Here is a 12,668-nt window from a genome sequence, read left to right as displayed (position 1 = left end):
TCCCCCCTTAAATTTTCTCAACGATCAAATGAACTCCGTCGACGCCCTTGACGCGGACCTTGTCCCCGGCCGCCAAGGGCTGGGCCTTGGCGTCGCCCAAGCGCGCGCTCCAGTCATCCCCGGCTAACATCACCAAATAACTGTCCGGCTGCCGGGCGTCGCCTGGGCGCTCCTGGACGATGCCTTCCTTGCCGATCAATTCCTCGACATTTGAACGGCGGCCTCCCTGGCGGCGATTTCGGCGGGCGTAATAAGTTAAAGGAGCCAGCGTGGCGACCGAAAAACCGCAGAACGTCCAAACCGCGGGACCCATGGCGGTGATGAAACCCAAAAAAATCAAACAGCCGACGATCAACGAGGCCACGCCCAGCGACAAAAGAAAAAAATAGGTGGGAACAAGCACCTCAATGACGATGAGCGCGATGCCCGCGGCGATCCAATACCATTCCATAATATCCGGTCTTTATTTTATGACTTTTATCCGGCGGGGCGGCCAATAAATGAACCACGCTTTGCCTTTCAAGTATTTTTTGGGCATCGGCCCCCAAAAACGCGAATCATAGGATGCGTCCCGGTTGTCCCCCAGGGCGAAATAATGACCGTCCGGGACGCGCACCGGCCCGAAATTGTCGCGGATTTCATCGTGGCGCAGAACCATCTCCAGCTGTCCTTTCTCCCAATAGCGCTGGTACTCCTCGGGAGGCAGGTTCTGGGATTGCGATTCAAACCGAGGAAATATGCGCGGGTCCAAAAATTGCGTGTAAACCTCCTGGCCGAGCGCTTTGCCGTTGATAAAAACCTGCTTGTTTCTGATGACGACCGTGTCTCCGCCGACCGCAATGGCGCGCTTGATGAAGTCTTTGCCGAAATGCTGATGGTTATCGTTGGCCGTCGGGAATTGAAAAACAATGACGTCTTTGGCCGTAACGTCCGATACGGAAAAAACCCGTTTCTCGGTCATCGGCACGCGCACCCCGTAATAAAACTTATTGACGAAGAGGTGATCGCCCTCATAAAGAGTGGGCTGCATGGAGCCGGAGGGGATTTTAAAAGCCTGCACCAACGTATACATGATGACCGACGCTAAAATAACGGCCGAGGAAGCCGTTTGGGCCCATTCCAAATCCACGGCCAGCATGTCGCGCTTGGCCTGGACGTTTTTGACCTTAAACAAGCTGGAGATGAAGCCGAACAGGAAACCGGTCGCTCCGCCCAAAGCCCCGACTTTGACGAAGCCGCGCACATTGCCCATATAGGCGTAGATCGTGACGGCCAGCAGCACGCCGACCATGCCGTAAAACAAACCGTGGAGAAGGCCGGCCTCAACCGGGGAGGGCTGGTCTTGGTCTTTCTCCGAGCGCTTCCAATAAGAATAAAGCAGCCACTTGTACAGCCAGATGCCCACGCCGATAAAAAAAAGCCTTCCTTCGGTCATTGGGTTATTTTAGGTTTTACGCAGCACGGTCAAAAACGCCTCCGGCGGCATCTCGACTTTGCCCAGCATACGCATTTTTTTCTTTCCCTCTTTTTGTTTCTTTAAAAGCTTCATCTTGCGGCTGATGTCGCCGCCGTAGCATTTGGCCAACACATCCTTGCGGATGGCAGCGATGCGTTCTTTGGCGATGATTTTACCGTCGGCCACGGCTTGCAGCGCGACCTCGAACATTTGCCGGGGCACGATATCCCGCAAACGCTCCAACAATTCGCGTGATTCGTCATAAGCGCGGTCCTTGGGCGCGATGAAACTCATCGCGTCGCAGGTCTCCCCCTGAATCATGATTTCAATTTTGGCCAACGCGTCCTTCTTTCGATAACCGGCTAATTCATAGTCGAGCGACGCGTAACCCTGCGAAATGGACTTTAATTTATCGTAGAAATCCACCACCAGCTCGGCCAACGGGATTTCCCAAATCACCTGAATGCGCTCGGGCGTCAAATGAAGCATTTCAATATGAACACCCCGGCGCGATTTCAAGAGTTCCAGGATAGCCCCCAGATAATCAACCGGCGTCAATATTTTGACGCGGGCGAAAGGTTCCTCCACGCCGGTAACCTCGCCATGAGGCGGAAAGTGAGCCGGGCTGATCACTTCCCGCACTTCCCCCTTTTTTGCATGCACGCGATAGCGGACATTGGGGTTGGTGATGATCACCTCCTGATTAAACTCTCTGATCAGGCGCTGCTGGATGATCTCCAAATGCAACAAGCCTAAAAAGCCCACGCGAAAACCCGGACCCAGGGCCACGGATGATTCCAACACGTATTCGAAGCTTGGGTCCGTCAAATGAAGCTTTTCCAAAGCCCGCTGTAGATCCTCCACGTCGCCCAATTGAATAGGGTACATCCCCACGTAAACAAAAGGCTTCAGCGGCGCTCCCAAAGGCTTCAACGGCATTGTTCGAGCGGGCGGCCCGCCGGGACGCCAGGCGGCCAATGTTTCTCCGTGGCGCACGCGAGAGGGATCCTTGAGTCCGCAAACCACATAGCCCACTTCTCCGCCGGAAAGCCGCTCGGCCCCCTGGCGCTGCGGCGTCAGGTAACCAACCTCTTCAATCAGGTATTCCTGGCCGCTTGAATCGTGCAGTAAACGGGCTTTATTTTTGGCCGCAATCATGCCCTCGAAAACCCGGACAACCAAAATCACTCCTTTAAACGGATCCATGTAAGAATCAAAAATCAACGCGGCGGCCGGCGCTTGAGGGTCGCCTGTCTGCGGCGCAGCAATACGCTCGACGATCGCGTCCAAGAGCTCGTCAACGCCGGCGCCGGTTTTCGCCGAAACGCGCAAGGGCGGCTCATCTAAAACAAGAATATCCTCGATTTGGCGGACGGTTTCCTCGACTTGGGCGTTGGATAAATCGATTTTATTGATGACCGGAATGATGGTGAGCCCGGTTTTGCGCGCGATCTCGCAATTGGCCACGGTTTGCGCTTGAACGCCCTGGCTGGCGTCGACTAAAAGCAGCACGCCTTCGCAAGCCCAAAGCGCCCGATGCACCTCGAACGTGAAATCCACATGACCGGGAGTATCCAATAGGTTCAAGATATAGCCTTTCCATGAAAGCCGGACCGCCTTGGCCTTGATGGTGATGCCCCGCTCCTGCTCGAGCTCCATGGAGTCTAAAAATTGCGCGCGGCTTAAGGTATGAACCGCGCCCGTCCTCTCGAGCAGACGATCGGCCAGGGTGGATTTTCCGTGATCGATATGCGCGATGATGGAAAAATTTCTAAGTTTTGAAGAGTCCACCTCCGGCCTCTATGTTGAAGGCGCAGGCATCGGTATCTGGCGCTTCAATAACTCGACCACCTCTTCATAACTGGAAAGTTTCAACGCCTCATCGACGACCTGCCGGCAGTCGGACAATTTGAGCGTTTTGAGCTGCTTTTTGATTTTAGGCACCAAATGAGGGTTGACCGAGATCCCATCAAAACCCATGCCCAACAACAAAGGCAAGGCCAAGGGATTGCCGGCCAGCTCACCGCAAATTCCGACCCAACGTTTCGTAGCGTGAGCCGCCTTGGTTACATTCGACAACAATTGCAGGATGGAAGGATGAAATTCCTGATAGAGATAGGCGAGTTCCGCGCTGGCCCGGTCACAGGCCAGCACATACTGCACAAGATCATTGGTGCCCACGGAAATAAAATCAACCTCGGCTAAAAACGCCTCGACCTTGATCGCGACCGAAGGGACCTCCACCATGATGCCCAATGGGATATCCTCACGAAAAGCGATCCCCTCCTTTTTCAATTCTTCCTTGATCTCCTCCAACAGCCAGCGGACTTCCCTAACTTCTTCGATGGCGCTGACCATGGGCAACAAGATGCGCGGGTACCCCGAGGTGCTGGCCGTCAAAATAGCCCTAAGCTGACTTTTAAGGATTTTAGGGTAACGCAAAGCCAGGCGGATCCCCCTTAAGCCCATCGGCAGAATCTCGCTTTTTGACTCAGCATCGCCGGAAACGATACGCACGGGCAAGCCGGCCTCAGAGCCCAATTCAAGAAGCTTGTCGGCGCCGATGTCTAAAAGGCGGATCACCGCTGTTTCCGGGGCCACTTCCTCGATGGCTCTGCGGTAAACCTCGGTCTGTCGGGCGACATCGAAGAGAATGGGCTTCTCCCACTGCATCAGCACGAGCTCGGTGCGAAAAAGACCGATGCCCCGGGCCCCCCATTTTTTAACCAAGGACAATTCCTCCAAAGCGTCGAGATTCGCCGAAATGGCCAAGGTAAAACCGTCCGCAGTCACGGCCGGGCCCTGGGTCACGGCTAAAAGATCCTCCTGCTCTTTTTTGAGGCGCGACTCTTTCTGCCTGTAATGCTTGGTCGTGGCCACCGACGGCCGGACATGCACCGTGCCCTCATTGCCGTCAACGATGATCTCATCGCCGGAGGCCACGTGCTTGAGCATATCCGGGACCCCCACCACCGCCGGAATTTCCAGGGACTGGGCCAAAATAGCGACATGGGAGAGGCGTGAGCCCAATTCCGTGGCAAAACCCAAAATCTTGCGTTCCTTCAAATGAATCGTATCCGTCGGCAGCAGGTTCCTGGCGATGACAATGGTGGAATCGCCGATCTGCTCCTGCCGGGCGCTCTTGCGGCGGTTGCCGTGAAGATGGCGAAGGACCCGGCGCCCGACGTCAAAAAGATCATGGCGGCGCTCCCTGAAAAACTCGTCCGTGAGCGCCTCGAACGCCACATTGACGCGCGACAGGGTCTCCGATAGCGCAAATTCCGCGTTGATTCCCTCGGTCTCGATCAATTTGGGAACGTCTTTGGTCAGGATCGGATCCTGAAGAATCAGACGATGCGCCTCGATCAAACGGGCGTGCTGACGCCCCAACATTTTTAAGACATCCGCCTCGGCCGCGTTCAAATCGCGATTCGTCCGCTCTACGGCCTTGAGGTAACGCTTGACCTCGGCAGCGACTCGGCCCTCGGCAATACGGCGTTTGGTGACCACCATGGCCTCGCTCTCAAAAACAAAAGCCCGCCCGAACGATATCCCCGGGCTGGCCGCAATACCGATGAGCGTCAAATCTTGGCTCATGCTTCCAAAAATTTCTGATCGAAAATTTTTTGGATCGCTTCCATGGCTTTGGATTCATCCGCACCCCAGATACGCACCATGAGCGCGCTGCCGAATTCAGCGGCCAGCATCATCAGCCCCATAACGCTTTTTCCGTTGACCTCGATGCCGTCTTTTAACACGCGCACTTCGGAATTGAAACGGCTGGCCGTCTGAACGAATAAAGCGGCCGGACGCGCATGCAGCCCCATTTTATTGGGCACGGTGAATTGCTTTTCAAGCATCACGCACCTAACTCTTAATGACGGACATTAAATCAACGGGTTCATCGGTCGGCGTGGCCCGGGCATCCAAGCGAACACCGAGCTCCAGAAGCCGCGCCAGCGCCTCGCGATCCTGATCGCTGAAGGTCCGGTAGCGGCCCAGGCTCAAACGGCTGATCGCATAATGCATGCCGCCGATATTGACTTCCGCCGGAGGCCGGGCGCCCAGGCGAATAAACTCAAGAACATCGTTCGGCGACGCAAAGACTAAAACCGCCCTCAAGGATTCATCCTGATCGAGGCGCGCCGCTTCCATCGGAGATTGATCCAATGTCCAGAAGGCGACGCGCATATGATCGGCCACCGCGCGCTCGGCGATGCGCATGCGGATTTCATCTTTCACGAAATCGTCGTTGACGACGGCCAGCATATTGGCCTTGACCGCCGGCAGCCACCCCTCCAAGACCTGGGCGTGCACCAATCGATTGTCGATACGGTAAAGAACAACGGCCATGCCTGCTAGCGCCCCCCTGAGGGTCCGTTAAGGAATAAATGACACATTTATTCCTTAACGGACCCCGATTTGCTCAAAAAAATCTCACGGGCATTGGCCACGGAGCGCCGCGAATCCTCGAGAACTTTACTCAACAGCGACTCAAGGCCGAGCCGCCGGGAATTCATCAGCGCAGAAATAATCATGTAAAGATTAACGCCGGCCAATACCTCGATCTTGGGGTATTTGCGGGCCAACAACAGCGTCTCATTGCAAGGAGTACCCCCCAGCATGTCGCACAGCGCCAAGACGCCTTCGGAGCCGGAGGATTTGACCGCCTCGGTGATTGCGGCCTCGATCTTTTGCCTGACCTCAGGCAAAGACAACCGTCGCGAGATTGCGGCGACAACGACGCATTGCTCGGCGGGGCGTCCGACGATCTCCTCTGCGGCTTCCAGCAAATACGCGCCGAATTCTCCATGTGTGACGATGACGATGCTGACCATGACTTTATGGCCCCTTACTTTTCCGAATCCCTGTGGAATTCCCGCACCGTATAACCCGCGGAGCGCAGTTCCTGGGCCAAGGTACGGGCGATGGCCACGCTTCGATGGCGGCCTCCGGTGCAGCCGATCCCCATGGTCATGTAGGATTTGCCTTCACGGATGTATTGTGGGATCAAATCCCTGAGCATGCGCAAAAACTGCCCGATAAAAGCCTTAGCCTTGGGACTGCCCAAAACATAGCGCTCCACCGCGGCATCAAGCCCGGTCAAGGGCTTCAAGTTGGCGATATAGTTGGGATTGGGCAAAAAACGCACGTCCCAGATCAAGTCCGCGTCGATGGGTAAACCGTATTTGTAACCGAAGGAAACTACGGCCAAATTCATTTCCCGCTCGTGAGTGACGCCTAAAAACGCCGAGATGGCTTCCTTGAGCTCGCCCAGGGTCAACGATGACGTATCAATCACCTTGTCGGCGATTTCCTTGATCTTCGTCATCTGGACGCGTTCAGTCCGTATTGCGTCTAAGAGAGCGCGCGCCGACAGCGGATGGCGGTGCCTGGTCTCGGAAAAGCGCCGCAGCAGAACTTCTTCACCGGCGTCTAAAAATAAAATTCGATACCGATAGCCGCGCAGCCGGAATTCTTCCAAGACCTTGGGCAGATCATCAAGGAACGCCTGCGCCCGGATATCGATGCCCATGGCGACTTTAGCCGGAACCGAATTCGTGGGCTTGTTCAGCATCTCGAGAAAATTTTTGACCAGCCCGGTAGGCAAATTATCTACGCAGAAGTAACCGAAATCTTCGAGGATTTTGAGCGCCTGACTTTTGCCCGCGCCCGAAACGCCGGTGACGATCAGAATGGGACCGCCCCTTGAGCCCGGCACCGCGGCGCCCGCGCCCGAAACGCCCATCTTATGTTTAACGGACGGCTGTTTTCTCAAGTATCTTCTCCTCGAATTCGCGCGCCGAATAAACGCCTTTATTTTTTAACCGCTGATTGAGGCTGGCCACTTCAAGTAAGATAGCAAGGTTTCTTCCGGGAAACACGGGGAAGACAACATGCGACACCCCAATACCAAGAATGGTCATGGTGCGCTCGGAAAGCCCCACGCGTTCGTAATTGCCGGACAAGCGCCCCCCGTCCCACATCTCCAGCGTGGTGACAAGCTCAACCCGCGTTCGATCCATCACAGCGCCGATGCCGAAGAGGCTTTTGACGTCGATAATGCCCAACCCGCGCACTTCCATATACGAACCGAATTCCTGGCGGGCCGCCTCGCCGATTAAAACCCCTCCGGGCAAATGCTTGATGCGGATCAAATCGTCGCCGATGAAAAAATGTCCTCTTTTTAAAAGCTCCAAGGCGCATTCCGATTTTCCGGCGCCCGATTTGCCGCAGATCAATACCCCCAAGCCGTATACCTCCACCAGCACCCCGTGCAGGTATTTGGAAGGCGCCAAATGATCCTCAAGATGAGAGTGCAGTTCGCCGATAAAATGGGCCGTGTCCAACGAAGACTGCAAAACCGGCACGCCGGCCTTGTCGCACATGCGCAGCATCATTTCAGGCGGCACTCGTCCGGCGGTGATTACGAAGCAGGGAAGGTTTTTATAACGAAGGACTCTGGCGAACACGGGCTCGATCTGTTTGGCTTTGAGTTTTCTCAGGACGCTTTCTTCGCCTCTTCCGATCACCTGGATGCGCTCGGACCGGAAACGCTCCATGTGCCCAAGCAAAGCCAAGCCGGGGCGGTTGACTTCCGTTGCGCGGATCGCGCGGTTTAACCCCGCGCGCCCGGCCAAAACTTTAATGCGTAAGAGCTCGCCCCGCGCGGTTAAAAGCTCCCCGACGGTCAGCGACACGGGCCCTAGACGTCTTCCGCGCCGATGAGCTTCACCACCTCTTCCTTCGTCTTCGCTTCCCGAAGCGCCTGCCGGAAAACGCGGTCTTTAAGAAGGCGAACAATCCTGGCCAAAATGTTCAGGTGTTCGCTCTGGGAATTGGGAGGGGCCACCAAAAGAAAAACGATATAAACAGGCGCCTGATCGAGCGCTTGAAAATCGATGCCCTTCTTCGACATGCTCAGCGCGCAGATGATCTGTCCGACTCGAGGAGACTTGGCATGCGGTACGGCGACGCCGGAACCGATCCCGGTTGAACCCAGTCTCTCCCGGTCCAAAAGAGCCTGCACGATTTCGTCTTTGACCGACGGCTCTTCCTTATTGAGCGCCTGAGCGGTCATTTCCTTGAGCGCATCCAGCTTGATCTGAGCCTTGAGATCGATCAGAATGTTTTCCTGTTTTAGGATATCGAGAATTTTAATCGGGATGGAAGGCTTGGCCATTTTAGGGGTTGCCCCTCATTTAGGCGCCGGCTCCAGGATACCGTAGGTTTGATCGGAACGCTTAAAAATAACGTTGAACTTCCGGGAACTTTTGTTTAAAAACATCCAGAAAGTGTAACCCAGGCTATCCATCATTCTGATGGCCTCTTCAACGCCCATGGGTTTGACCGGAACCTGTTTGATGACTGAAATCGATTGCGGCCACTTGGGAGCGGGACGGCCGTCCTGACGCTGGCCCTCTTCATGGAATATCCCGGCTCCGGCCGCGGCCGCGCTTAAAAGAACCCGGTCGTGCAATCCAACACGATTGGCTTTCGAACGCTGGCTTTTCTGTTTTTCCTTAAGCTTTTTGAGCTGGCGTTCGATTTTATCCACAACCAAATCAATGGCCGCATACAGATCGCCCGCCTCAGCCAGGGCGCGCAGGGTGTGCAGAGGGGAATGGATGACAATCTCGGCAAAATGACGGTGTTTCTCCACGCCTAAAATGGCATTGGCCCAAACCAAATGATCGTAATAGCGTTCCAACCGGTTGATTTTTTTGGTCAGCAGCCCGGTAATGGATTCCGTTAAATTGAGATGCCGGGCGGTGATCTGAATTTGCATAAATTTCCTTAGAACCCTAGCATATCAAATCACTAGTGGACGCGACGCGAAATTCGTGTCGCGTCCACTAGAGGCTCATTTCCCAGCCTAAATAAAGCCGCCGGGCGCGCTCGTCGTTTAAAAGAGTTCGGGCGTCGCCTTCGAGCAACACCTTACCGCTATGAATAAGATAGGAACGGTCGATCACCTTGAGCGTCTCGCGGGCGTTGTGATCCGTCAACACGATACCGATACCCCGGCGTTTCAATTCACCCAACAGGCTGCGCAAATCATCCACAGTCACGGGATCAATGCCGGTAAACGGCTCATCCAGCATCAAAATCTTGGGGGCGGCCGTCACGGCCCGCGCGATTTCAAGGCGGCGCCGCTCACCGCCTGAAAGCGTATGACTTTTTTGGCGGGCGACATGGCCCAAACGAAATTCTTCCAAAATTTCCAAAGCCCGTTTCTCGGTCGCCGCGGACCGGACGCCCTTCATGGCCAAGACCAGCATGATGTTTTCCAGAACCGTCAACGCCCGAAAAATGGAACTTTCCTGAGGCAAATAACCAAGCCCAAGGCGGGAGCGCCGGTAAACGGCCAACCGGGTCACGGATTTTCCGTCCAGATAAACCTCGCCGGAAGTGGGCCGCATGAGTCCGGCCAAAATTCGAAAGCATGTGGTCTTGCCCGCGCCGTTGGGCCCCAAAAGGCCGACGATTTCTCCGGCGGCGGCCTTCAAGTGGACTTCTTCCAGCACCTTGCGTTTGCCGTAAAAATGCACCAGGCCCTTCGCTTCAAGAATCACGGCGGACCTCCGCTGTTTTGTCCGCCGGCCTCTCGCGGCTGCCAGACGCCTTTCGCTTTCATGGCCGTGAGGTAAGAATTGTTATTAAGATCCATGCGGTTATCCAGCGTTTCAAAATCCATCTCCAGAACACCGTTCATGAAATCCAAATGGCTCACATGGCCCGGACGCAAAGGCGCATATCCCAATCTTTTTCCTTGAAGCGCCGGGGGGTCGGCGTAAAATTTAGCCCGCCGGCGGACCAAATCCCAACGCGCTTCCTCGGCCGTGATGGTCAAGCCCTGCCAGACGGAGCGCACCGTGCCCGAGGCCGTGCCCACGCCTTCGGCGCGATCATCCTCGGCTTTATCGCAATAAATATGCGCCGTTGTTCCATCCGCAAGAAATAAATTGATATCGACATTCTTTTGCGCTCTTGTGATGGATGTTTTGGCGTCCCAGAATGTTTTATGCGCCTTGATGTGATAGTTTTTTACTTGAAAATTCAGCCGGCCCTGCTTGCCTGAGGGCTGTTCTTCGGCCCGGCCGAAGGCCAACGCAAAAATCATCAATGCCGCCGCCCACGCCGGTATTCTCATCATTGCGTCAAATCTTCTTTGGCCACCAAACCCGAGCCATCAACGGTTCCTTGAGGCGTGCGAAGGGTATAACCGGTTCCTTCCGGAACTTCCATCTCATGCTCGGCCGTCCGATAAATTAATTTCGACGTGTTTAGGCGCTGCTCCCTGGGGATCACATGATAAACGACGGAACCTTCCAACACGATATTCTTGGTCGCCAAATCCAACGTCCCTGAAGCGCCGCGCGCTTCGGCCAGAAGTTTGCCCTGTGTTTCTTGCTGATAAATCTTCAGCAACGGGGCGTCGATGAGCGCGGTTTCCTGCCGCTCCAACAAATCGGCCCGGCGGCCCTCCAGGCTGTACGCCAAGCGGGCGCCCTCGTAATTGGCCATTTTAAACTCCATCATTCTGGGATGCTCCAAAGGTTTCTCATCGCCTGCCTTAGACGCAGGCCCAGGCGCGGCACAAGAGAGCATGAGAACAGGCGACAGGTACGCTAGCAGCCTGTCATAACGGAACATTCGTGTGTTTCCTGGGCAACATGGAACGCCGGGGATTGCCGGTCAACAGAAATTCCAAGGCTCCGATGATTTTTTCGCGGGTATGCGCAGGCTCGATCACTTCATCGAGGTAGCCTTTTTGAGCCGCAATCCACGGGTTGGCGAAATGGCTGCGATAAGCGGCGATCTTTTCGGACAAATAACTCTCCGGATCGGGCGCGTTTGCGATTTCCCGGGAATAAAGAATCTGAGCCGCGCCTTCGGGACCCATGACCGCGATTTCGGCATTAGGCCAGGCGAAGTTGACGTCCGCGCCCAAATGCTTGGATCCCATCACATCATAGGCCCCGCCATAGGCTTTCCTCAAAATAACCGTAACCTTAGGCACCGTTGATTCGCAATAAGCGAACAACAACTTGGAGCCATGCACGATAATTCCGCCATGCTCCTCGGTCAAACCGGGCCAATAGCCGGGAACATCGACCAAGGTCACGACGGGGATATTGAACGCGTCGCAAAAACGCACGAAACGGGCTCCTTTGTGGCTGGCTGAAATATCGAGACTCCCGGCCAGATGAGAAGAATTATTCGCCACGAAACCCACCGCATGCCCGTTTAAACGGCCGAAACCAACGACCAAATTTGCGGCGAATGAACGGGCGACTTCCAGAAAACTCCCCTCATCGGCAATCTCCCGGATGGCCGTCCGGACATCGAAGGGTTTCCTGGGATCTTGCCCCGCCAATTCCTCGAGCTTGGCGCTGGGCCTGCGCGGATCATCCTTACTTGCGGCCTCAGGCGGCGGCTCGCCGGAATGAGCGGGCAAATAGCCGATCAATTCCCTGATGGTGCGGAAGCAATCCTCCTCGCTCGAGGCGATGAAATGGCAAACCCCGCTTCTCTCGCCGTGCACATGCGCGCCGCCCAATGAATCGAAATCCGTAATTTCTCCAGTTGCTTGACGAACGACTTCGGGACCGGTGATAAACATATGCGAAATGCCTTCCACCATGAAAATGAAATCGGTCAACCCTGGGGAGTAAACGGCCCCGCCGGCGCAAGGCCCCAAAATAGCGGAAATCTGAGGCACAAGCCCGGAGGCCTGGACATTGCGGTAAAAAACCTCGCCGTAACCGCCCAGGGAATTGACTCCTTCCTGAATGCGGGCGCCCCCGGAATCCGCGAGCCCGATAATGGGCATGCGGCTTTCAAGCGCTACGTCCATCAGACGGGCGATTTTATGGGCCTGGGCCAAACCAAGCGTACCGCCTAAAACAGTGAAATCCTGGGCATAGACGGCCACAGGCCGCCCATGGATGCGCCCCAGGCCCGTGACCACGCCGTCTCCCGGAAGCTCCTTGTCCTTGAGCCCGAATTCAGCGGCATCCGTCTTGACCAACAAACCTAATTCCTGGAACGAGCCCGGATCGAGCAAATAATCGATGCGCTCCCTGGCTAACAGCTTGCCCCGCTCCTTCTGCATCTTGACCTTCTCGGGACCGCCGCCCGCCAACGCGCGCTCGACTTTTTCCTTGAATTCCTGCGCCCTGGTTTTTGACGTCATGGCCGTGATCTC

Annotated in this window: 15 protein-coding genes; all 15 read right to left on the bottom strand. The window is 55.5% G+C overall.

What is annotated here, in order from left to right; all coding sequences use genetic code 11:
- Nucleotides 1-7: 7 nt before the first annotated feature.
- Nucleotides 8-451, bottom strand: a complete 444-nt coding sequence (locus HYT79_06390; protein MBI2070215.1) for an NfeD family protein — start codon at nt 449-451, stop codon at nt 8-10.
- A 12-nt stretch (nt 452-463) separates the two neighbouring features.
- On the bottom strand, nt 464-1,138 hold the full coding sequence (gene lepB, locus HYT79_06385) for a signal peptidase I (GenBank protein ID MBI2070214.1): 675 nt from the start codon (nt 1,136-1,138) through the stop codon (nt 464-466).
- Between the two features lie 306 nt (nt 1,139-1,444).
- Entirely contained in the window at nt 1,445-3,247 is a 1,803-nt protein-coding gene (lepA, locus tag HYT79_06380; protein MBI2070213.1) for an elongation factor 4, read from the bottom strand.
- 9 nt (nt 3,248-3,256) lie between these two features.
- Nucleotides 3,257-5,053, bottom strand: a complete 1,797-nt coding sequence (gene ptsP / locus HYT79_06375; GenBank protein ID MBI2070212.1) for a phosphoenolpyruvate--protein phosphotransferase — start codon at nt 5,051-5,053, stop codon at nt 3,257-3,259.
- Nucleotides 5,050-5,316 (bottom strand): HPr family phosphocarrier protein, encoded by a 267-nt coding sequence (locus HYT79_06370; GenBank protein MBI2070211.1) that lies wholly within the window; start codon nt 5,314-5,316, stop codon nt 5,050-5,052. The genes ptsP and HYT79_06370 overlap by 4 nt, the downstream gene beginning before the upstream one ends.
- A 7-nt stretch (nt 5,317-5,323) precedes the next feature.
- Nucleotides 5,324-5,809 carry a PTS sugar transporter subunit IIB gene (locus HYT79_06365; GenBank protein MBI2070210.1) on the bottom strand — a complete coding sequence of 162 codons (486 nt, stop codon included), beginning with the start codon at nt 5,807-5,809 and terminating at the stop codon, nt 5,324-5,326.
- Between the two features lie 47 nt (nt 5,810-5,856).
- Entirely contained in the window at nt 5,857-6,294 is a 438-nt protein-coding gene (locus HYT79_06360; protein ID MBI2070209.1) for a hypothetical protein, read from the bottom strand.
- Nucleotides 6,295-6,308: 14 nt separating this feature from the next.
- Entirely contained in the window at nt 6,309-7,205 is an 897-nt protein-coding gene (gene rapZ / locus HYT79_06355) for an RNase adapter RapZ (GenBank protein ID MBI2070208.1), read from the bottom strand.
- Nucleotides 7,206-7,212: 7 nt separating this feature from the next.
- A complete protein-coding gene (gene hprK, locus HYT79_06350) occupies nt 7,213-8,157 on the bottom strand; it encodes an HPr(Ser) kinase/phosphatase (protein ID MBI2070207.1) in 945 nt (314 codons plus the stop codon).
- Between the two features lie 5 nt (nt 8,158-8,162).
- Nucleotides 8,163-8,639 (bottom strand): PTS sugar transporter subunit IIA, encoded by a 477-nt coding sequence (locus tag HYT79_06345; protein ID MBI2070206.1) that lies wholly within the window; start codon nt 8,637-8,639, stop codon nt 8,163-8,165.
- A gap of 15 nt (nt 8,640-8,654) precedes the next feature.
- The gene (raiA, locus tag HYT79_06340) at nt 8,655-9,245 is read right to left on the bottom strand and encodes a ribosome-associated translation inhibitor RaiA (GenBank protein ID MBI2070205.1); all 591 of its coding nucleotides are present in this window, start codon (nt 9,243-9,245) and stop codon (nt 8,655-8,657) included.
- Nucleotides 9,246-9,312: 67 nt separating this feature from the next.
- A complete protein-coding gene (gene lptB, locus HYT79_06335) occupies nt 9,313-10,032 on the bottom strand; it encodes an LPS export ABC transporter ATP-binding protein (protein MBI2070204.1) in 720 nt (239 codons plus the stop codon).
- A complete protein-coding gene (locus HYT79_06330; GenBank protein MBI2070203.1) occupies nt 10,029-10,613 on the bottom strand; it encodes a hypothetical protein in 585 nt (194 codons plus the stop codon). The genes lptB and HYT79_06330 overlap by 4 nt, the downstream gene beginning before the upstream one ends.
- Nucleotides 10,610-10,999 carry an LPS export ABC transporter periplasmic protein LptC gene (gene lptC, locus HYT79_06325; protein ID MBI2070202.1) on the bottom strand — a complete coding sequence of 130 codons (390 nt, stop codon included), beginning with the start codon at nt 10,997-10,999 and terminating at the stop codon, nt 10,610-10,612. The genes HYT79_06330 and lptC overlap by 4 nt, the downstream gene beginning before the upstream one ends.
- Nucleotides 11,000-11,099: 100 nt before the next feature.
- Nucleotides 11,100-12,656: an acyl-CoA carboxylase subunit beta gene (locus tag HYT79_06320; GenBank protein ID MBI2070201.1), complete on the bottom strand. Its 1,557-nt coding sequence runs from the start codon at nt 12,654-12,656 to the stop codon at nt 11,100-11,102.
- Nucleotides 12,657-12,668: the final 12 nt, after the last annotated feature.

The organism is Elusimicrobiota bacterium (assembly GCA_016180815.1).
Taxonomy (GTDB): Bacteria; Elusimicrobiota; Elusimicrobia; order JACQPE01; family JACQPE01; genus JACPAN01.
The sequence above is the reverse complement of the archived record's forward strand: the minus strand, read 5'-3'. Positions and strand labels throughout refer to the sequence as shown.

Excerpts from the sequence above, each read along its gene's own strand:
- HYT79_06330 (MBI2070203.1), bottom strand. The coding sequence starts at position 10,613 with ATGATGAGAATACCGGCGTGGGCGGCGGCATTGATGATTTTTGCGTTG.
- raiA (MBI2070205.1), bottom strand. The coding sequence starts at position 9,245 with ATGCAAATTCAGATCACCGCCCGGCATCTCAATTTAACGGAATCCATT.
- HYT79_06360 (MBI2070209.1), bottom strand. The coding sequence starts at position 6,294 with ATGGTCAGCATCGTCATCGTCACACATGGAGAATTCGGCGCGTATTTG.
- lptC (MBI2070202.1), bottom strand. The coding sequence starts at position 10,999 with ATGATGGAGTTTAAAATGGCCAATTACGAGGGCGCCCGCTTGGCGTAC.
- HYT79_06345 (MBI2070206.1), bottom strand. The coding sequence starts at position 8,639 with ATGGCCAAGCCTTCCATCCCGATTAAAATTCTCGATATCCTAAAACAG.
- HYT79_06365 (MBI2070210.1), bottom strand. The coding sequence starts at position 5,809 with ATGGCCGTTGTTCTTTACCGTATCGACAATCGATTGGTGCACGCCCAG.
- rapZ (MBI2070208.1), bottom strand. The coding sequence starts at position 7,205 with ATGGGCGTTTCGGGCGCGGGCGCCGCGGTGCCGGGCTCAAGGGGCGGT.
- HYT79_06390 (MBI2070215.1), bottom strand. The coding sequence starts at position 451 with ATGGAATGGTATTGGATCGCCGCGGGCATCGCGCTCATCGTCATTGAG.
- HYT79_06320 (MBI2070201.1), bottom strand. The coding sequence starts at position 12,656 with ATGACGTCAAAAACCAGGGCGCAGGAATTCAAGGAAAAAGTCGAGCGC.
- ptsP (MBI2070212.1), bottom strand. The coding sequence starts at position 5,053 with ATGAGCCAAGATTTGACGCTCATCGGTATTGCGGCCAGCCCGGGGATA.
- HYT79_06370 (MBI2070211.1), bottom strand. The coding sequence starts at position 5,316 with ATGCTTGAAAAGCAATTCACCGTGCCCAATAAAATGGGGCTGCATGCG.
- lepB (MBI2070214.1), bottom strand. The coding sequence starts at position 1,138 with ATGCTGGCCGTGGATTTGGAATGGGCCCAAACGGCTTCCTCGGCCGTT.